Source organism: Kitasatospora acidiphila (assembly GCF_006636205.1).
In the GTDB taxonomy this organism is placed as follows: domain Bacteria; phylum Actinomycetota; class Actinomycetes; order Streptomycetales; family Streptomycetaceae; genus Kitasatospora; species Kitasatospora acidiphila.
The window spans coordinates 6,712,172-6,731,036 of sequence record NZ_VIGB01000003.1; the positions used below are offsets into that span (position 1 = coordinate 6,712,172).

Below are 18,865 nucleotides of genomic sequence, written 5' to 3' on the forward strand. Positions count from 1 at the left end.
ATGGCGACTGAGCCCGAGCCGCAAGGGCCCGCAGGTCGTCGGATCGGCCCGCCGACCCAGGGCGGCCGCCGCCCCGGGCCCCGAGCCACCGGCCACACCGCGGGCCTGACTACCGTCCCCACCACGCTGCCGGCCGTGCAGCCGCTCCCCACCAAGGGCGGCGACTCCACCCCGGAGTGGCTGGAGCCGGCGATGGCCGCCAACGGCATCGGCTCGTTCGACTGGGACATCCGGCGCGACCTGATCGAGGCCGACCATCGCGCCGCCACCATCCTCGGCGTGGCAGGACCCAACCTCAGCCTGAGCTCCGAGGCCTTCCTCGCACTGCTCCACCCCGAGGACGCGCCGGTGGTGCGCCGGCGGGTCGAGCGCGCGGTGGCCGAGCTCGGCCAGTGCGGCGCCTACTACCGCACCGTCTTCCCGGGCGGCGCGCTGCACGCGGTCCGGTTCCGGGGCCGGGTGCTCGCCGACGCGTTCGGCCGGCCCTCCCGGATGGTCGGCTTCATCTGGGACGCCACCGCCGAACTGCACAAGCGCGAGGACGCCGACCGGCTCGCCGCGCTGCGCGAGGACCGCTCGCGGTTCATCAAGGAGGCCGCCCGGGCGCTCTCCGAGGCGGTGACGGTCCGCGACGTGGCGCGGGTCTTCGCCGAGCTGCCGCTGCCCGGCCTGCCACCGGACGGCCTGGTGCTGGCCGCCTTCGAGACCGGCCGACTGCAGGTGCTCGGCGCCACCGGCTACCCCCGGGAGACGGTCGCCAACTACGACCGGATGCCGCTGGAACCGTTCCAGCCGGCCGCCGAGGCGATCCGCAACCGCCTGCCGATCTTCCTGGCCAGCCGCGCCGAGTACCAGGAGCGCTACCCGGAGGCCTGGCCCAAGGCGGCCGCCGCCGGCCGCAGCGCCTGGGCCTTCCTGCCGCTGGTGGCGAGCGGGCGGACCATCGGCCTGTGCGTGGTGAGCTTTGACGAGGCCCGCGAACTGGACGCCGACGAGCGCACCCTGCTCTCCACCCTGGGCGGCCTGGTCGCCCAGTCGCTGGCCCGGGCCCGGCTGCACGACGCCGAGCACGAGCTGGCCGCCGGCCTGCAGCGGGTGATGCTGCCCCGCACCGTGCCCAGCGTCCCCGGGGTGACCACGGCGGTGCGCTACCTGCCGGCCGGCTCCGGGCTGCAGATCGGCGGCGACTGGTACGACGTGGTGCCGCTGCCCGGCGGCCACGTCGGGCTGGTGATCGGCGACGTGCAGGGGCACGACGTGCACGCGGCCGGGATCATGGGCCAGCTGCGGATCGCGCTGCGCGCCTACGCTGCCGAGGGCCACCCGCCGGCCGCCGTGATGGCCCGCGCCTCCCGCTTCCTGGCCGACCTGGACACCGACCACTTCGCCACCTGCACCTACGCCGAGGTCAACGTCGACTACGGCGTCGTCTACGCCGTCCGGGCCGGCCACCTGGACCCGGTGGTGCGCCGCGCGGACGGCAGCAGCGCTGTGCAGAGCGTGGTCGGCGGGCTGCCGCTCGGCCTCTCCGCCGACCAGGAGTACCAGGTCACCCGGTTCAGCCTGGACCCGGGCGAGACCGTGGTGCTCTGCACCGACGGGCTGGTGGAGTCCCGCGCGATGGACCTGGACACCGGGATGAGCCGGCTCTGCGACTCGGTCGCCGGGGACCTGCCGTTCGCCGACGGCGACCCGATTGAGGCGCTGGCCGACCGGATCGCGAACCGCGCCGCCGACTCGGCCGAGCGCGAGGACGACATCGCACTGCTGCTGCTGCGCTGGGACGGCCCCGAGGGCGGGCTCGCGGCCCAGCAGCTGCGCCGCCGGATCGGCCAGGCCGACCTGGCCCGGGTCTCCGAGCTGCGCGGCGAGCTGCGGGACGCGCTGCGCCGCTGGGGCGTCGCCGAACTGATCGACACCGCCGAGCTGCTCGCCTCCGAGCTGGTCACCAACGCGATCCGGCACACCGACCGGGACGCGATGTTCACCGCCCGCCTCTACCGCGAGGACGGCCGCGAACCACGGCTGCGGATCGAGGTCGAGGACGAGTCCGACCTGTGGCCCAAGCGCCGCACACCCGGTGAGCAGGCCTCCTCGGGGCGCGGGTTGATGCTGGTCGAGGCACTGGCCGACTCCTGGGGCGTGGAGCCGCGCGGCTCGGGCAAGCGGATGTGGTTCGAGCTGACGGCGGGCGGCGAGGGGAACTGACGCTGCGTCAGTCGCCGCCCGTCAGCTGTCGGTTGGCTCCGGGCTGGCGGCAGTTGCGTGGGCAGCCGGCGCAGGGGCGGTCCGGGCGCAGCGTGTAGAAGAGGCAGCAACTCACCCGGGAGCGCCGCAGGTCCGGGCCGTCGGCGCGGAAGGAGGCCGCGCCGGCGAAGGGCTCGGCGGGCAGCAGTCCGGTGAGCGCCGCCACGGCCCGCGCCTCCTCGCCCAGCAGCCCGGCGGCGAACCAGAGCCCCTCCACCAGCTCATCGGTGGCCAGCCCCCACAGGGTGCGCGGGCCGCGCCGCAGCTCGGGGCCGAACGCGGCGAAGAGCGGGCCGAGTTGGGCTGCGACGGTGCGGCGCAGGGCTGCGTCCAGGGCGCGCTGGTTCGGTAGCACCAGGGCGCCCGGGTGGCCGGTCGACGGATCGTCCGGCAGGCAGGCGAAGCGCGTCGAGCCACTGCCCAGCACGGCCAACTCGGCAGGGCCGCCCCGAGGTTGGTGACGGCACGCCAGGCGCTCCGGCCCGAGCAGCGGCACCCGCCGCTGCAGCAGCCAGGGCAGCGTGAACAGCAGGCAGAGCGGCCAGGCGTACCGGTGCAGCCAGAAGCCGGCGGCCACGTCCGGGCGCGGCGCGCGGCCGTAGCGGCGCTCGGCGGCGCACAGCTCGGCGGCGATCAGCCGGGCCCGCAGCGCAGGTGAGCCCAGCAGTCGGCGGACGGGCACCCAGCCGTGCTCCAGCCGTCCGTCCAGCCGCACCCGCAGATCCGGGAAGACCCGGGTGAACGCCGGGTAGGCCGTCGCCCAGGGGGCGGGCGGGGCGGCGCTGCGCACGGTCATGGCGAGGCCCCCAACGGGTCGGCCGGTGCTCAGCGCGAGCCCGGGTGCGGCGGAAAACCGATCGGGTGAGGCGCGCACGCCTCACCCGATCAAGTAAGCCTCACCTTACCTGACAGGGCGTCCGATCTCCGCTGGGTCTGGTCCGTCCGGGTGGCCCGCAGCGCGGCCACACGGCGCTGTGGCGCGTGGGTCGCTGCGGGTGGGGCGGCCGGCCGGCCGGGGCGGTGCTGTGCCGAGTGGTCGGGCCGGCCGCGTGGCTCCTCAGTTCGTCCTGCGGCCGCGTGGGGCGCCGGGGCGGGCTCGGGGTGGGGCGCCCAGGGGGGCGCCTGGTGGGCCGCTGGGGGGTGGGGCGGTGTCGCCGAGGCGGCCGACCAGCCAGACCGGCACCCCGCCGAGCGACTGGACCAGCCGCCCGGCTTCGGCGCGCAGTTGCTGGGCCTCGTCCGGCTCGCTGACCTCGGCGAGCGCCGCCAGCGCCGGCGCCACCCCGACCATGAAGCCCAGCTCCTCGCGCAGCCGCAGCGAGGCGGCGAACCCCTCGCGCGCCCGCACCCGGTCGCCGCCGGCCAGCGCCAGCGCGGCCAGGTGCCGCCAGGTCGAGGAGGCCAGCAGGGTGTCGCCGTGGGCCAGCGCGCCGTCATGCGCCCGGCGGTAGGCGATCCAGGCGGCGGTCTGGTCGCGCAGCAGGTTCTCCGCGACCAGCCCCCGTCTGAAGTCCAGCAGCGGCCGGCCGGCCGCGTGCGGCGGCAGCAGCGCCGAGGTGCGCCCGAGTGCGGCCTGTGCTTCGTCCAGCCGGTCGCGCGGGCCGAGCACACTGCCCAGATAGGCGAGGAACCCCCGGGCGCAGGCGGCTGCGGCCCGCTGCTCGGTGCTGGTCACCCCGGCCTCGGCCAGCCGCAGCGCGGCCTCCGCCTCCTCCCAGTGGTCGGCGGTGAACAGGCATTGCTCGATGAGGAGTTCGGCTCGGCATAACGCCGCCCTCGGGTCCCGGTCGGCGGTCGGCGTCAGCAGTTCGGCGGCCTCCTGCCAGCAGGCGCGGGATCTCAGCCGCCAGACCGTGCCGCTGGTGATCTCGTCCAGATGGCCGGCCGTGCCCGGATGAAGCCCCCACCGTGCGGTGGCACCCCTGGCGGCCCGTGATGTTCCGCCCCGGTGCCTCTTCCGCGCGTCTCCCCGCTCAGCGGGGCTGTTCCGTGCTCCGACAACGCCACCTCCTTGTGTGCGTGTCCCACGGGCCTGCGGTGCGCCACGGCGTGGCCGTGGAGCATCGCAATTCAACACGCGACCGAGCTTGTGCACCAGATCACGAGCGCGACGGGTTTTTTCCCGATTCCCGGGCCGCACGGCGTTTACGGAGGTAGATGGCCTGTCAGCGGAGCCGGATTGACGATGGATCAGGAGCTCAACCGGTCAGGACACCCATCCGGCCAGGACGCCCAACCGGTCAGGACGTCATCCGGCCTGGACACCCAACCGGTCAGGACGTCCAACGAGTCAGGACGTCCAGCCGGTCTCCAACAGCGCCTCGGCAGCGCCGTTGATCGGGTGCGGCACCCCGCCCTCGTCCAAGGTGAAGAGGGCGACCAGCAGTTGCTCGCCGCGGACGGTGGCCTGGTGCGAGTAGCCGGACATGGTGAACATGGCGGCGGCCATCTCCTCGGCGTGCAGGGTCTGCAGCCACAGGCACTCCACCGAGCGCAGGTCGGCCTGCTCGGGCCAGGTGTCGACCTGGGCCACCATGCGGCCGGTGAGCAGCGTGACCGCCTCGCGTTCGGTGCCCTCGGCCAGCTCGACCTCCCCGAAGCCGAGCCACTCCAGGTAGCGGGCGGTGGCCAGCACGGCGTCCTGGTTGGAGCGGATCGGATGCGGGCGGAACGGCTGGCGCTGCTGGTGCCGCTCCCGCGAGGTGCCGGACCCCGGGTGGGTCGGCGGGCGCCGGTCCGGTCCGCCGGCGGGGCCGGGCTGCGGGCCGCCCTCGGCGTAGAACGGCGCGGTCGGGGCGTCGGGGCGGGGGCTGCCGAGCGGGCGGGAGGCCGCACCGCGGCGGGGTGCGCGGTCCACCGGCAGCCGCACCGTGGCACCGCAGTTGCAGGTGAACTCGGGCTGCGGCCGCTGGTCGGAGCGGCCGCACTGGGGGCAGCGCATGCTCAGCCAGGAGTCCTCCCAGGAGCGGAACCGCACCTGCACCGGCACCCCGCCGCGCAGCAGCGGCACCTTGAGCGCCGCCCCGCACGGACACGGGAAGGTCGGCGGCTCGTAGACGTGCTCGCGGCGGCAGGCCGGGCAGCGGATGGCTCGCGCGGCGGCCGGGCTGGTGGCCGCCTCCGGTAGGTCCGGAGTGCCGGAACCGGTGAAGTCGTCGGGCAGTTGGTAACCGGACAAGGCACACCGTCCGTTCTGGTGGAGTGGGCGGGTCGCCTCCATCGTCCCCGATCCGGGGCCGCCGCGGCAGTGATTAACGTAATGATCAGGGTGCAATCAGGGTCAAATAGCCCACGTGTTCACGGGCGGCAGCGCGGCCCGAGGTTTCGTCAGCCGCCCCCCTCTTGGACCGCTTCAGTCGACGCCCCAGCGCTCCAGGTCCTCGGGCGTGTCCAGGTCGTCGGGGACGGCGACGTCGCCGCACTCGACCAGCCGCAGCTCGGCCCGGTGGGCGGCCAGCAGCGCGCGGGCGCCGGCGTCGCCGGTGGCCCCGGCGGCGGCCTCGGCGAAGTGGCGGGCGCCGATCAGCACAGGGTGGCCGCGGCGGCCCGCGTAGCCGGCGGCGGCCAGCTGGGCGCCGTCCCGGTGGGCGGCGAGCAGTCGGGCCACCGCGGCCGGGGTGACCCCGGGGGTGTCGACCAGGGTCACCAGGACGGCCGGGCTGCCGGGCGGCAGAGCGGCCAGGCCGGCGCGCAGCGAACCGCCCATGCCGGCGGCCCAGTCGGGGTTGGCGACCACCGTGCAGTCCGTCAGGTCGGCGGCGGCCGCCACCTGGTCGCGGGCCGCGCCGAGCACCACCACGACCGGGGCGCAGCCGCCCTCCCGGACCACCCGGACGGCGTGCTCGACCAGGGGCCGACCGTGCAGGCCGAGGAGCGCCTTGGGGCGGCCGCCGAGCCGCCGCCCGCCGCCGGCGGCCAGCACCAGGGCGGGGACGGCGGGTACGTCGCCGAGTTCGGGCATGCCGCTACTCCGTCCCGCTTCGCCGGGCCGGTCCGGGCATCCGCTGCTCCGTCCCGTCCTGCTGGTCCAGGTAGTCCTCGTAGCAGTGCACCTTGTGGGTGATCACGTCCATGCAGCGGCCCAGCTCGGCCAGTTGGTCGCGCAGCCGCTGCCGGTGCTCCCGCAGCAGCTCCAGGCGCTCCCGCTCGGTGCCGGCGCCGGCACGGGCCAGTTCGGTGTAGCGGCGGATCTCCGGTAGCGGCATGCCCGAACCGCGCAGCACCACGCAGAGGTTGAGCCACTCCACGTCGTGCTCGGCGTAGAGCCGGTGGCCGCCCGCGGCGCGGCGCGGCGGTGTGGCGAGCACGCCTTCCTTCTCGTAGAAGCGCAGCGTGTGGACGCTCAGCCCGGTGCGCTCGGCCACCTGCCCGATGGTCAGATCCATGCTGGTCAGGATAGGCGCCCAGGGCAGGGGCCTTGATCTAGAGCCGACTCTAGTTCCTACAGTTCCCAGGCAGTGAGCGACGCCGGCAAGCAGGGCGACGCCGGCAACAAGGGGGCACCACCATGCGTTACCGCACTCTCGGCGGCACCGGGATCGAGGTCAGCAGCTACGGCCTGGGCACCATGATGTTCGGGTACATCGGCAACGGCGACCAGCAGGAGTGCGCACGGATCGTGCACACCGCGCTGGACGCGGGGATCAACTTCGTGGACACCGCGGACATGTACTCGGCCGGGGAGTCGGAGGAGATCGTCGGCAAGGCGCTGCGCGGGCGCCGGGACGACGTGGTGCTGGCCACCAAGGTGCACTTCCCGCTGACCGAGGGCCCCAACCGGGGCGGCAACTCGCGCCGCTGGATCACCCGGGCGGTGGAGGACAGCCTGCGCCGCCTGGACACCGACTGGATCGACCTCTACCAGGTGCACCGGCCGGACCACACCACGGACATCGAGGAGACCCTCGGGGTGCTCGGCGACCTGGTCCGGGCCGGCAAGATCCGGGCGTTCGGCCACTCCACCTTCCCGGCGGAGCAGATCGTCGAGGCGCAGCACACCGCCGAGCGCCGGGCGCTGCCCCGGTTCCGCACCGAGCAGCCGCCCTACTCGCTGCTGGCGCGCGGCATCGAGGCCTCGGTGCTGCCGGTCTGCCAGCGGTACGGGATGGGCGTGCTGACCTGGAGCCCACTCGCCTTCGGCTTCCTGACCGGCCGCTACCGCAAGGACCAGCCGATCGACCTGACCCGGGGCGGGCCGCGCTCGCCCCGGCCCGGTTCGACCCCGAACTGCCCGTCACGGCCGCCAAGCTGGACGCCGTGGAGCAGTTCACCGAGCTCGCCGAGCAACTCGGCTGCACGCTGCCGGAGCTGGCGATCGCCTTCCCGCTGGCGCACCCCGCCGTGACCTCGGTGATCGTCGGTCCGCGCACCCCGGAGCAGCTGGACGCGCTGCTCAAGGGCGCCGAACTGGAGCTGGACGATGCGGCGTTGGACCGGATCGACGAGATCGTGCCGCCCGGCACCAACCTCTACCACCCGGACGGCGCCTGGACCCACCCCGCCCTGACCGACCCGGCGCAGCGGCGGCGCCTGCCGGGGCAGCGCGCGGCCGCCTGAGCCGGAGCACTGCGGCCGCCTGCACCCGGAGTACCGCGAATTCCTTATAGTGCCGGCGGGGCCTTAGGTGAAAGAGTGTTCGAAGTGACGGAACAATCCACTTCGAGCGGCTCCCTGACCCTGGTGCAGGGCACCGCCATGTACGTCGGCGCGGTGCTCGGCACCGGCGTGATCGCCCTGCCCGCGCTGGCCGCCAAGGTCGCGGGCCGGCCTCGCTGCTCGCCTGGGTGGCCCTGGTGGTGCTCTCCGCGCCGCTGGCGGCGGTCTTCGCGGCGCTCGGCTCCCGCTACCCGGACGCGGGCGGGGTCTCCTACTACGCCCGGCTGGCGTTCGGGCCGCGCGCCGCCGCGGTGACCGGCTGGTGCTTCTACTTCGCCATCCCGTGCGGCGCGGCGGCGGCCGGCCTGTTCGGCGGGGCCTACGTGGCCGCCGCGGTGGGCGGCGGCCAGCTGACCACCGGGGTGACCGCGGCCGTGCTGATGGTGCTGGTCGGGCTCGGCAACACCTATGGCGTCAAGGTCTCCGGGCGGTTCCAACTCGGGCTGGCCGGCCTGCTGGTGGCCCTGCTGGTGGCGGCCGTGGCGACCTCGCTGCCGCACGCCGACCTGGCCCGGCTGCACCCGTTCGCACCGCACGGCTGGGGCGCGGTCGGCTCGGCGGCGGCGCTGCTGGTGTGGAGCTTCGCCGGCTGGGAGGCGATCACCCACCTGGCGGGGGAGTTCCGCTCGCCGCGCCGCGACCTGCCCCGGGCCACCGCGCTCGCGGTGGTGCTCGTCGGTGCGCTCTACCTGGCCCTGGCGTTCGCGGTGATCGTGGTGCTCGGGCCGGGCGCCGCCGGCTCCTCGGCGCCGCTGGGCGATCTGATGGCCACCGGCCTCGGCGGCAACGCCCGCTGGCTGGCGGCCGGGTCGGCGCTGCTGCTCACGCTGGGGGCGATGAACGCCTACTGGGCGGGCGCGGCCAAGCTCGGCGCGGCGCTCGGCCGGGACGGGCAGCTGCCGGCCGGGCTGGCCCGGGGGAGCATGGCGGGGGAGGTGCCGCGGCGCAGCCTGGCCGTGATCACGGTGCTCTCCGGGCTGTCGCTGGGCGCGGTGGAACTGGCGGGCGTCGGGCCGCAGCCGCTGGTGCTGCTCACCACCGGCTGCTTCACCGCGGTCTACGTCATGGGTGTGGCGGCCGCCGTGCGGCTGCTGCCGCGCCGCAGCCCGGCCTGGTGGCTGGCGCTGGTGGCGCTGGCCGCGGTGGCGGTGCTGCTGGTGATGTCGGGCCCGTACCTGCTGTGGCCGCTGCTGCTGGCGGTCGGCGCGCTGGGCTACCAGCGGTACCGGGGACGGGAGATCAAGCCGGGAGTCGGCGAACTCGCCTGAGCGCGGCCAGGTTTGCCGCCGCAGGCGTGGGAAGGTGCCGCGCCCTCGGCCTGCGTTCGTGATCCGCTGACCCGACGCAGCGGCCCGGGACATCTCGTCCCGGGCCGCTGCGTCGGGTGCGTCGTTACTTGGTGGCGACCGGGAGAGCCGTCAGGGCGCGCATCAACGTGCTGTTCCGGTAGCGGAGTTCCTGCGGCTGCCGAGCCAGTCGCAGCTGCGGGAAGCGCTCGAAGAGCCGGCGCAGCGCGATCTCGATCTCCACCCGGGCCAGCGGCGCCCCGACGCAGTAGTGCACGCCGTGGCCGAAGCCCAGCACGCCGGCGTGCTTGCGGGTGACGTCCAGGACCTCGGGCTGCTCGAACTTGTGCGGGTCCCGGCCGGCCGAGCCCAGCGAGAGGACCAGGATCTCCTCGGCGGGGATGGTCACGCCGTCGCTCAGCGGGATCGGCTCCTTGGTGAACCGGAAGCTGGCAATGCTGACCGTGCTGTCGTAGCGCATCAACTCGTCGAAGGCCGACCCGTACAGCTCCGGGGCGCCGGTCAGCTTGGCCAACTGATCCGGGTTGCGCAGCAGCGCCAGGATGGAGTTGCCGATCATGTGCGTCGACGCCTCCTGGCTGGCGACCACCAGCAGGAAGAACATCGCGACCAGTTCCGCCTCGGACAGCGACTCGCCGTCCTCGGTGGCGTGCACCAGGCCGCTGAGCAGGTCGTCCTGGGGCTGTGCGCGCTTGCGCTCCAGCAGCTGCTTGGCGTACTCGATGACCGCGTTGGAGGCGGCCTCCACCTCCTCGGGCGCGTGGTCGGCCCCGACCAGCGTGGTGGCCCAGCCCTGGAACGGCGCCCGGTCCTCGGCCGGGATCCCCAGCAGTTCCGCGATCACGGTGATGGGGATCGGGACCGCGTAGTCGGCCACCAGGTCGATCTCGTCGCGCCCTTCCATCCGGTCCAGCAACTCGTCCACCACCGCGACGATCTGCGACCGGATCTGCTCCACCCGGCGGGTGGTGAACTCCCGGGCCACCAGCTTGCGCAGCCTGGTGTGCTTGGGCGGGTCCGAGTTGAGCATGTGGGCCGTCAGGTCGTCGTTGAAGCTGGTCGACGACTCGTCGGCCCCGAGTGCCTCGCGTAGAGCTGGTTGACCCGTCTTCCGTCCTTGCTGACCCGATCGTCGGCCAGCAGCATCCGCACGTCGTCGTAGCGCGTGACGATCCAGACCTTGACGCCGTGCGGCATCACGATCTCCTTGGCCGGGCCCTCGGCACGCAGCCTGCCGTAGAGCTCGTAGGGCTGGTGAATGAAATCGGCGGCCAGGCGCTCGATCGCCTCTGGACTGCTCATCACTGTGGTCCTTTCCGGACTTACTGAACTCACTTGTCCACGTGGCTGATTGACAGATTCACGGTTCATGCACAGGACCGTCAAGAGGATCGACAGGTGTACGGATACGAACTCATGCAGCGGCCGGACTTGGGTGATTTCGTCCCGGTCGAGGCTGTCGGGTGAAGGGCACTGTATTGACAATGGGCATTCAATTTTGTCATTGACAATGGGCACTCAACTTTTTCCGGTAGTCAATTCGGCCAACAGGAGCTCCAAAAGCGACAGGTGGCCCCGGAGATGCGCGATTGCTGCGAAAAATGCCGGACTGCGGTGCTTTCGCCCGCCCCGCGGTATTCCGATCTCGGTCGGCAAACCCGCCCAAGTGCGCCCGCGTTCGCCCTGACGGGCGCCACAACCCGGGTTCGCCTGCTACGACGGGGAGATGAGCGGATCTCAATTCGTGGCGGCCGGTGCGCCCCTGGCGCCGATCGGCGCCCACTCGATGCTCCTGCTGCTGCTCCAACTCGCGGCGCTGCTGGGCCTGGCACTGCTGCTCGGCCGGCTCGCAGTGCGCCTGGGCTGGCCGGCGGTGGTGGGCGAGCTGGCCGCCGGGGTGCTGCTCGGGCCCTCGCTGCTCGGCGCGCTCGCGCCCGGGGCGGCCGGCTGGCTGTTCCCGCAGCACAGCGAACAGGTCCACATGCTCGACGCGGTGGCCCAGTTGGGCGTGCTGCTACTGGTCGGGATCAGCGGCAGCCACCTGGACGTCGACCTGGTGCGCCACCAGAGCGGCGCCGCCCTGCGGGTGAGCCTCTTCGGGCTGGCGCTGCCGCTGGTCCTCGGCGTCGGGCTGGGGCTGCTGCTGCCCGCGAGCGGCCACACCGATCACGCCGTCTACGCCGCCTTCCTCGGCGTGGCGATGTGCGTCAGCGCCATTCCGGTGATCGCCAAGACCCTGCTGGACATGGACCTGCTCCACCGCGACATCGGCCAACTCACCCTCACCGCGGGGATGATGGACGACGCGGTGGGCTGGGTGCTGCTCTCGCTGGTGACCGCGATGGCCACCACCGGGGTGACCGGCGGCGCCGTGCTGCATGCGGTGCTGGCCCTGCTGGTGGTGCTGGCCGCCGCGGTGCCACTCGCCCGCTGGGTGATCCCGCCGCTGTTCCGCCGGGCCGAACGGACGGGCGGCGCGGGCGTGTTGTCGGCGACCGCCACCGTGCTGATGCTGCTGGCCGCCGCCGGCACCCAGGCACTCGGCCTGGAGCCGATCTTCGGCGCCTTCGTGGCGGGGGTGGCGATCGCCGCCTCCCGCTCGGTCGGGCCGATGGCCCTGGCGCCGCTGCGCACCGTGGTCACCGCGGTGCTGGCGCCGCTCTTCCTGGCCTCGGCCGGACTGCGGATGGACCTGACGGCGCTGGGGCGCCCGATGGTCGCACTGACCGCCGCGGCCGCCCTGCTGGTCGCGGTGGCGGGCAAGTTCGGCGGGGCGTTCCTGGGTGCCAGGGCCAGCCGGCTGAACCGCTGGGAGGCGCTGGCGCTGGGGGCCGGGATGAACGCGCGCGGCGTGGTGCAGGTGGTGATCGCGATGGTCGGGCTGCGCCTCGGGGTGCTGGACTCGGCCGGCTACACGGTGATCGTGCTGGTCGCCGTGGTCACCTCCACCATGGCGCCGCCGGTGCTGCGCGCCGCGATGGCCAGGATCGTCCAAACGCCCGCCGAACTGCGGCGCCGGGAGCGGCAGTTCGGGCAGGCGAAGGAGGTGGAACGGGTGTAGCGCCGGTCAGCGGACCCGCAGGAGCCCGCAGAAGGCCCTCAGGAGGCGGTCAGTGCGGCCGGCACGGACAGCTGGTGGCCCAGCCACTCCAGGGCCGGCGGGATCTCCCGGGACCAGGTGTGGAAGTTGTGGCCGCCGCTGTTCAGCGTGATCGTGGAGAGCTTGGTGGGCGCCTTGAACGCGCCCACCATCTCCTGGGTGGCCTTGTAGTTGTCCTCGTTGTAGCTGGTCGCCAGCAGCAGCGAGACCGGGGCCGCCGGGGCGTTGCGCAGCCGCCAGACCAGGTCGTTCTCCTGCTTCAACTGGGCGCTGCCGCCGAACAGGTCGCCGGTGGTCGGGTCGTTGCTGACCGAGTAGTCGGCGGACAGCGCGACCGCCGCGCCGTAGGCGTCCGGCTTGCGCAGCGCGAACTTCAGCGCGCAGTAGCCGCCGGTGGAGTCGCCCATCGCGGCGTGCGCGGAGGCGGCCGGCAGGATCCGGTAGCCGGTGGCCAGCGCCTTGGGCAGGTCCTCGGTGAAGAAGGTCTCCACCTGCGGGCCGTGCGGCACGTCCATGCACTCGGTGTCCCGGTTGCTCACCAGGGTCGGCCGCATCATCACCAGTACGGTCGGCGGCAGCTTCTTGTCCTGGATCGCCTGGAGCGTGGTGGTCGGCCACTGCATCAGCGTGATCAGCTTCTCCGCCGTGCCCGGGTAGCCGGTGAGCACCAGGGCCATCGGGAACTGCTGCTTGGCGTAGCCGGCCTGGAAGTACTGCGGCGGCAGGTAGACGTAGCCCGAGGTGCTCAGTCCGGACTGCGCGCCGGTCAGGTTGATCTTCTGGATCAGCCCGGAGCGCTCCGGGGCCGAGCCCTGGGTGCTGTAGACCTTCTGCTCGCCGGTGACCGACAGGGCGTTGCTCGGCTTGTGGTCCACCACCGTGCCGGGCCCGCCGGCGGTGCCGAGCAGATCGGTCCAGGAGGTGTAGAACCCGAAGTAGGAGTTGGCGATCAGGCCCATCGCGACCAGCACCAGCACCTGGGTGCCGAAGAACGCGCCGAGTCGGCCGAGCAGCGCCTTCCAGCCCTTGCCGCTCAGCTTCGGCCAGAGCCAGATGGTGGCGACGAAGGCCAGCAGGGCGAGCACGCAGGCAATGATCTGCAAGGGGGTTCCGGTCAGCGCGAGCACCCGGCGATCCTAGTTGACCTTCTGTACCGGCTGCGTCGGGGCTCCTCCCGAGCGGCCGACCAGCCGTGTTGACCGGCCGAACCGGACTGCGGGAGGCTGATCGCGCACGCGCACGCGAGGGCTGCGCACGCGAGGAGTCTTGGGGGGCTGGCTGTCTTGCCCGGTTCACACATGTCCCGTTCACTGCCGCACGCCGCGCTGCTGGTCGGCGCGGTGCTCCTGGTCACGAGCTGCAGTTCCACGCCCGGTCCGCCGCCGAAGCACAGCGGCAACGGCGGCGACGCGATCGGCACCATCACCTCGCCGAGCCCCGATCCCTACGGCTCGACGCTGACCACCTACGTCGGCCCGGTCGACGACGCGCTGGGCAAGCTGACCTCGGCCGGCGGCATGGACGACCTGAACACCGCGCTCGCCGCCCTGCAGCGGGCGGCGGACAGCGGCGCCACCGGACTGCAGGACGCCTCGGTGCCGCCGGCGGTCAGCGACTCCAACCGGCAGCTGGCCGGCGCGCTCACCACCTTGAGCACCAACGTCGACACCGTGCAGGGCGACATGAAGAGCAGCAAGGTCTGCGCGACCTCCTCCGCGCTGGCCGAGGTGGGCGGCATGCAGGGCCTCAAGGACGTGCAGTCGGCGCTGCAGACCATCTCCGGCTCCGGCTACAGCTTCACCTTCACCGTGCCGCAGACCCCCGCCGCGCAGCACCGCGCCCTGGACAACGGCACCGCCGTCCACCAGGGCCAGAACGACGGCAGCGGCGAACTGACCGTCGACAACGGCAACGGCGACGGGGACGCGGTGCTCACGCTCGCGCAGAACGGTCAGTCCGCGTACTCCTTCTACGTGCAGAAGGGCCAGACCGCGAAGATGAACGGGATTCGCGACGGCCACTACGACATCTACTTCGCGGGCGGCGGCGACTGGGATTCGGGCACCAAGAAGTTCACCCAGAACTGCAGCTACACCAAGTTCGACCAGGGCGCCGACTTCACCACCACCGACACCACCTACTCGACGCTCACCCTCACCCTGAAGGCCACCGTCGGCGGCAACGCCACCACCAGCGACGTGCCGCCCGGCCAGTACCCGCAGCCGTAAGCACCACGGCCCCCGCGCACCGCCGTCAGCCGCCGGTGCGCGGGATCCGCCGCTCCCAGTCGCGTTCGAAGAGCACCGCGCCGCCCTCCCAGGCGGTGAGGCGGCTGCGCGCCGTGAAGGCGTCGGCGTCGCAGTCCAGCTCGGTGCCGGCCCGCACGGTGACGTCCCAGCCCAGCTCGGGCCGTTCCAGCCGGATGCTCCAGTCGCAGTGGACGGCGGCGGCCAGCGGGTCGTGCTGCTGGATCCGGTAGTACTCCCGGGCCTCCTCGGCGCGCACCAGGCCGTCCGGCAGGGTCACCGCGCCGCCCTGGTGCGGCGCCAGTTCGATCCGCCACTGCCCGGTCGCCGTGAACTGCTTCAGCACCCGCTCGGGGCGCGGCGCCACCGGGCTGGTGCGCCGCACCGGCGGCGGCGCGGCCTGCTCGGGCTCGGCGAAGACCACCGGGGGCCGGCCGACGTCGGCGGCCAGATGGCGAACCGGCAGGGTGAGCATGCCGTGGCCGGGGTCGACCAGCACGCCCTGGGTGGCCGGCTGCGGCCAGACCAGCGGCCAGTAGGCCGAGGAGAGGGCGAGCCGGAGCCGGTGGCCGACCGCGAGGGCGTGCCCCGTCGCGGCGAGGTCGAACGCCACCTCCTCGACCGCGTCCGGCGGCCACGCCACCGCGAGATCGGTGCCGCGCCGCGCCGCGAGGTTGAGCGCGCCCCGGGTGATCGGCACCGAGCTGCCGTCCGGCGCCACATCGCAGAGCCGGGCCGCGAGTTGGCCCCCGGTGACGCCGCCGGGCAGCCGCACCCGCAGGCGCACAGCGGGCCGGCCCAGCAGCACCAGCGGTTCGGAGAGCGGCGCGCTGTCGAAGCAAACCGAGCGGCCGTCCTCGGCCCGCTGGTCGACCGGCCGGCCGTGCCACGGTGCGTCGGCCCCGGTCTGCTGCGGTGAGCGGACGGTGACGAAGCGCTCCCCGGCGGGGGTGCCGGCGGTGCGCAGCGCCTCGGTCAGGTCGTAGTGGATCTCCCGGACGTCGTCGGACGGCCAGGACTCGTCGCCGATCCAGCGGCCGGCGTCGCGCTCACCGGGTGTGGCCAGCCAGCTGCGCAGCCGGGGCTCGGCCGGCATGCCGGTGTCCTGCCGCCGCAGCCAGTGGTCCCACCAGCGCAGGGTCTCCTGGAGGAACCCGATCGCCGGCCCCGGGTCGCCCTGGTCGGGGTAGCCGGGCCGCCAGGGGCCGATGATGCCGAAGGCCGGCGCGGTCAGCCGCTCCAGCAGCCGCAGCACGGTGTCGGCGCCGGGGCCGGCCCAGCCGGCGACGGCCAGCACCGGCGCGGTGATGGCGGTGAGCGGCGCCTCGGCCCAGAAGGCGTCCCGGGTCTGGTGGGCCAGCCGGCCGTGCAGCGGCGGCTGCAACTCGGCCAGCCGCTCCAGCCACTGGCGGCGCCAGTCCTCGCCGACCCGGACCGGGTCGGGCGGGCAGGCGGCGGCGGCCAGCCGGGCGGTGGCCGCGGCGGGCAGTTCGGCGGCGCGCACCGAGCCGCCGAGGTAGTGGTCGCCGTACCGGTCGTCGCTCGGGCACACGGCGACCACGGCGGCCACCGCGGCCGGTCCCTGGGCGGCCAGTCGCAGCGCGGTGGTGGCGCCGTCGCCCAGCCCGAGCAGGCCGATCCGCCCGTCGCACCACGGCTGGGCGGCCAGCCAGTCGAGCACCGCCAGCCCGTCGGCCGGTTCGGTCTCGCCGCCCTCGGGGCCGGGAACCCCGCCGGAGCTGCCCCAGCCCCGGGCGTCCACCCGCAGCGACGCATAGCCGTGCCCCGCGTACCAGGGGTGGCGCTGGGTGTCGCGCTCCACCGTGGCGTCGCCGAGCCGGTCGGCGCAGTACTCCAGCACCGCCGGCACCGGCTGCTTGGTCACCGGGCGCCAGAGCCGGCCGGACAGCTCCGCCCCGTCCGGCAGTGGGATCCGCACGTCCGCGCGAGTGACCTGGTGGGGGTAGGAGGCGGGGTGGTGCACGGCTGCCTCTCTCCGTTGTCGAAGGTGTCGAAGCACACGGCAGTAAGCCGACCATAGCGGACATACCCCCTCACTACCTGACGAATCGGTAGCAGCCTGCCGGCCAGGGTTGGCCGCTTATTGCGAGAGGCTTGCAAATGCACATGCTCTCGGGGAAGGATGACCCGGTTCCAATCCGTCCCAGAGAGAGCAGAGGCCCGCGCCGATGAGCAGCGCACCCCGTTGGACGGCACGGCTGACCAGGCAGGAGTGGCTGCGCCTGGGCGGCATGGGCGGCTTCATCCTGGCCCTGCACGTGATCGGCTGGTTCACCCTGCTCGCCGTGATCGCCCCGCACCACTACCACGTGGGCACCGAGGTGTTCGGCGCCGGCATGGGCCTGACCGCCTACACCCTGGGCATGCGGCACGCCTTCGACGCCGACCACATCGCGGCCATCGACAACACCACCCGCAAGCTGATGGGCCAGGGCAAGCGGCCGCTCTCGGTCGGCTTCTGGTTCTCGCTCGGCCACTCGTCGATCGTCTTCGGCCTCTGCGCGCTGCTCGCCTTCGGCATCCGCTCGCTGGCCGGCTCTGTGGAGGACGACGGCTCCAGCCTGCACCAGACGACCTCGCTGATCGGCACCGCGGTCTCCGGCACCTTCCTGCTGCTGATCGGCCTGATCAACCTGGGCGCCTTCAACGGGATCCTGCGGGTCTTCCGGAAGATGCGCACCGGCGAGTTCGACGAGGCCGAGCTGGAGGAGCAGCTCGACAAGCGCGGTCTGCTCAACCGGATCCTCGGGCGGGCCACCCGGGCGGTGACCAAGCCCTGGCACATGTACCTGGTGGGCCTGCTGTTCGGCCTCGGCTTCGACACCGCCACCGAGGTCTCGCTGCTGGTGCTGGCCGGCGGCGCGGCGGCCTTCTCGCTGCCCTGGTACGCGCTGCTGGTGCTGCCGGTGCTGTTCGCGGCCGGGATGAGCCTGCTGGACACCATCGACGGCTCGTTCATGAACTTCGCCTACGAGTGGGCGTTCTCCCGCCCGGTCCGCAAGATCTACTACAACCTCACGGTGACCGGCCTGTCCGTGCTGGTCGCGCTGGTGATCGGCCTGATCGAGCTGATCGGGCTGCTGGCCGACAAGTTCGGCATCACCGGCGGTCCGCTCGGCTGGATCGCCTCGCTGGACCTGAACAACGTGGGCTTCGCGATCGTCGGCCTGTTCGTGCTCACCTGGGCCGGGGCGCTGGCCTTCTGGAAGTTCGGCAAGGTGGAGCAGAAGTGGGGGGCCGCACTGCGCGAGCGGGCGCTGCCGGAGGCGGCTGAGGCGTCGACCTCCGGCAGCTGAAACCCCCGCTAGTGCAGGGAGTTGAGCACTGCCTGCGCCATGGCCTGCTCGCCGGTCGCGTTCGGATGGAACGGGACGGCCGGCGAGCCGGGCAGCGCGCCCTCGATCCAGCGGTCGTCGGAGCAGACGTCATGCCCGGCGGTCGGCGTCCGGGTGTCCACGTACGTTGCGCCGTTGGCTGCCGCGGTGCTCGCCAGCATGGCGTTCAACTTGCCCAGGACGCCGTACAGATAGGACACATCGCCCACCGTCACCGGCTGCCTGCCGGCGCAGCTCGCCGCGTCGGCCGGCAGCACCGACGGGTAACCGACCAGCAGCACCCGGGCGCCCGGTGACTTGGCGTGGATCTGCTGGAGGTCGGCGGCCAGTCGGGGCGCGGCACCGTTGATCCGGTCGACCAGGTCGTCCCCGTTGTAGGTCCACTGCCAGTGGAACGAGGACCAGTCCCAGGCCCAATGCCCGTGCTCGTACACGTCCTTGCACGGGGTGCCGCCCGGGTTCACCACCGCGCCGGCGATGCAGGTGGCGATCACGTCGGCGATGCCGAGCGATGAGGTGCCCAGGTCGTTGCCGCCGATCCCCAGAGTGACCAGCGTGGTGCTGGGGGTGAGGGCGTTGAACTGCGGGTCGTTGACCGGGATGCCGAAGTCGGTCTGGGTGCCGGTCAGATCCTTCACCTTGGCGGCCGAGCAGGTCACATCGGTGTAGGAGGCGGCGCCGAGGGCCGCGGCGACCAGGTGGCCGTAGTTGTGGTCGGAGCGCAGGCAGAGCCCGGCCGACTGGTCCGGCACCCCGGCGCCGGCCGCGTAGGAGTCGCCGAGCGCGACGTACGACGGGCCGGCCGAGGCGGCGGCGGGGGTGACGGCGACCGTGGTGGTCAGGGCGGTGGCCAACAGCAGGCCGCCGGCGAGCTTTTGGGCACGTCGCGGCAGTTGGGCACGGCGCGGCTTTTGGGCACGCCGCAGTTTCCGGGCAGGGCGGAGCACAGTTCCT

The 18,865-nt window shown here is 73.3% G+C and carries 15 protein-coding genes and 1 pseudogene; 6 read left to right on the forward strand and 10 right to left on the reverse strand.

Annotated features, from left to right (window positions below; translation table 11 throughout):
- On the forward strand, positions 1-2,208 hold the full coding sequence (locus E6W39_RS31765; RefSeq protein WP_181799530.1) for an ATP-binding SpoIIE family protein phosphatase: 2,208 nt from the start codon (positions 1-3) through the stop codon (positions 2,206-2,208).
- Between the two features lie 7 nt (positions 2,209-2,215).
- Here E6W39_RS31765 and E6W39_RS31770 read toward each other — a convergent pair whose 3' ends face one another.
- From E6W39_RS31770 to E6W39_RS31790, 5 genes are all read right to left on the reverse strand, one after another.
- Positions 2,216-3,043, reverse strand: coding sequence for an iron-sulfur protein (locus E6W39_RS31770; protein ID WP_141636420.1), 828 nt, complete (start codon positions 3,041-3,043; stop codon positions 2,216-2,218).
- A gap of 261 nt (positions 3,044-3,304) precedes the next feature.
- Positions 3,305-4,123 carry a hypothetical protein gene (locus tag E6W39_RS31775; RefSeq protein WP_228718750.1) on the reverse strand — a complete coding sequence of 273 codons (819 nt, stop codon included), beginning with the start codon at positions 4,121-4,123 and terminating at the stop codon, positions 3,305-3,307.
- A 414-nt stretch (positions 4,124-4,537) separates the two neighbouring features.
- On the reverse strand, positions 4,538-5,425 hold the full coding sequence (locus tag E6W39_RS31780) for a hypothetical protein (protein ID WP_228718439.1): 888 nt from the start codon (positions 5,423-5,425) through the stop codon (positions 4,538-4,540).
- A 174-nt stretch (positions 5,426-5,599) separates the two neighbouring features.
- A complete protein-coding gene (locus E6W39_RS31785; RefSeq protein WP_141636421.1) occupies positions 5,600-6,208 on the reverse strand; it encodes a nucleotidyltransferase family protein in 609 nt (202 codons plus the stop codon).
- Positions 6,209-6,212: 4 nt separating this feature from the next.
- A complete protein-coding gene (locus E6W39_RS31790) occupies positions 6,213-6,632 on the reverse strand; it encodes a MerR family transcriptional regulator (RefSeq protein WP_141636422.1) in 420 nt (139 codons plus the stop codon).
- 122 nt (positions 6,633-6,754) lie between these two features.
- On the opposite strand from E6W39_RS31790, the pseudogene E6W39_RS31795 reads away from it, so the two are divergent.
- Both E6W39_RS31795 and E6W39_RS31800 read left to right on the forward strand, forming a co-directional pair.
- Positions 6,755-7,803: pseudogene (locus E6W39_RS31795) on the forward strand (aldo/keto reductase).
- 227 nt (positions 7,804-8,030) lie between these two features.
- Positions 8,031-9,170, forward strand: a complete 1,140-nt coding sequence (locus tag E6W39_RS31800; RefSeq protein WP_267286716.1) for an APC family permease — start codon at positions 8,031-8,033, stop codon at positions 9,168-9,170.
- 124 nt (positions 9,171-9,294) lie between these two features.
- Here the strand turns inward: E6W39_RS31800 and E6W39_RS31805 are convergent, their stop codons facing one another.
- Together E6W39_RS31805 and E6W39_RS31810 are read right to left on the reverse strand one after the other, a co-directional pair.
- Complete coding sequence (locus E6W39_RS31805; protein ID WP_141636423.1) at positions 9,295-10,239, reverse strand: cytochrome P450 family protein; 945 nt, start codon at positions 10,237-10,239, stop codon at positions 9,295-9,297.
- Between the two features lie 8 nt (positions 10,240-10,247).
- The gene (locus E6W39_RS31810) at positions 10,248-10,511 is read right to left on the reverse strand and encodes a hypothetical protein (protein WP_141636424.1); all 264 of its coding nucleotides are present in this window, start codon (positions 10,509-10,511) and stop codon (positions 10,248-10,250) included.
- Positions 10,512-10,935: 424 nt separating this feature from the next.
- Here E6W39_RS31810 and E6W39_RS31815 point away from each other — a divergent pair, with 424 nt between their 5' ends.
- Positions 10,936-12,270, forward strand: a complete 1,335-nt coding sequence (locus tag E6W39_RS31815) for a cation:proton antiporter (RefSeq protein ID WP_141636425.1) — start codon at positions 10,936-10,938, stop codon at positions 12,268-12,270.
- A 38-nt stretch (positions 12,271-12,308) separates the two neighbouring features.
- Here the strand turns inward: E6W39_RS31815 and E6W39_RS31820 are convergent, their stop codons facing one another.
- The gene (locus tag E6W39_RS31820; protein ID WP_141636426.1) at positions 12,309-13,436 is read right to left on the reverse strand and encodes an alpha/beta hydrolase; all 1,128 of its coding nucleotides are present in this window, start codon (positions 13,434-13,436) and stop codon (positions 12,309-12,311) included.
- 171 nt (positions 13,437-13,607) lie between these two features.
- Between E6W39_RS31820 and E6W39_RS31825 the strand changes: the two genes are divergently transcribed.
- Positions 13,608-14,537 (forward strand): hypothetical protein, encoded by a 930-nt coding sequence (locus E6W39_RS31825; protein ID WP_141636427.1) that lies wholly within the window; start codon positions 13,608-13,610, stop codon positions 14,535-14,537.
- Positions 14,538-14,562: 25 nt separating this feature from the next.
- Here the strand turns inward: E6W39_RS31825 and E6W39_RS31830 are convergent, their stop codons facing one another.
- Positions 14,563-16,539, reverse strand: coding sequence for a CocE/NonD family hydrolase (locus E6W39_RS31830; protein WP_141636428.1), 1,977 nt, complete (start codon positions 16,537-16,539; stop codon positions 14,563-14,565).
- Between the two features lie 205 nt (positions 16,540-16,744).
- On the opposite strand from E6W39_RS31830, the gene nicT reads away from it, so the two are divergent.
- Entirely contained in the window at positions 16,745-17,872 is a 1,128-nt protein-coding gene (gene nicT / locus E6W39_RS31835) for a Nickel transporter NicT (RefSeq protein ID WP_141636429.1), read from the forward strand.
- A gap of 8 nt (positions 17,873-17,880) precedes the next feature.
- On the opposite strand, the gene E6W39_RS31840 is transcribed toward nicT, so the two are convergent.
- Complete coding sequence (locus E6W39_RS31840) at positions 17,881-18,858, reverse strand: SGNH/GDSL hydrolase family protein (RefSeq protein WP_141636430.1); 978 nt, start codon at positions 18,856-18,858, stop codon at positions 17,881-17,883.
- Positions 18,859-18,865: the final 7 nt, after the last annotated feature.

Bases quoted from the DNA above. Each gene is read 5' to 3' on its own strand.
- E6W39_RS31770 (WP_141636420.1), bottom strand. From the start codon at position 3,043: ATGACCGTGCGCAGCGCCGCCCCGCCCGCCCCCTGGGCGACGGCCTAC.
- E6W39_RS31825 (WP_141636427.1), top strand. From the start codon at position 13,608: ATGTCCCGTTCACTGCCGCACGCCGCGCTGCTGGTCGGCGCGGTGCTC.
- E6W39_RS31815 (WP_141636425.1), top strand. From the start codon at position 10,936: ATGAGCGGATCTCAATTCGTGGCGGCCGGTGCGCCCCTGGCGCCGATC.
- E6W39_RS31805 (WP_141636423.1), bottom strand. From the start codon at position 10,239: ATGCTCAACTCGGACCCGCCCAAGCACACCAGGCTGCGCAAGCTGGTG.
- E6W39_RS31790 (WP_141636422.1), bottom strand. From the start codon at position 6,632: ATGGATCTGACCATCGGGCAGGTGGCCGAGCGCACCGGGCTGAGCGTC.
- E6W39_RS31765 (WP_181799530.1), top strand. From the start codon at position 1: ATGGCGACTGAGCCCGAGCCGCAAGGGCCCGCAGGTCGTCGGATCGGC.
- E6W39_RS31810 (WP_141636424.1), bottom strand. From the start codon at position 10,511: ATGAGCAGTCCAGAGGCGATCGAGCGCCTGGCCGCCGATTTCATTCAC.
- E6W39_RS31785 (WP_141636421.1), bottom strand. From the start codon at position 6,208: ATGCCCGAACTCGGCGACGTACCCGCCGTCCCCGCCCTGGTGCTGGCC.
- nicT (WP_141636429.1), top strand. From the start codon at position 16,745: ATGAGCAGCGCACCCCGTTGGACGGCACGGCTGACCAGGCAGGAGTGG.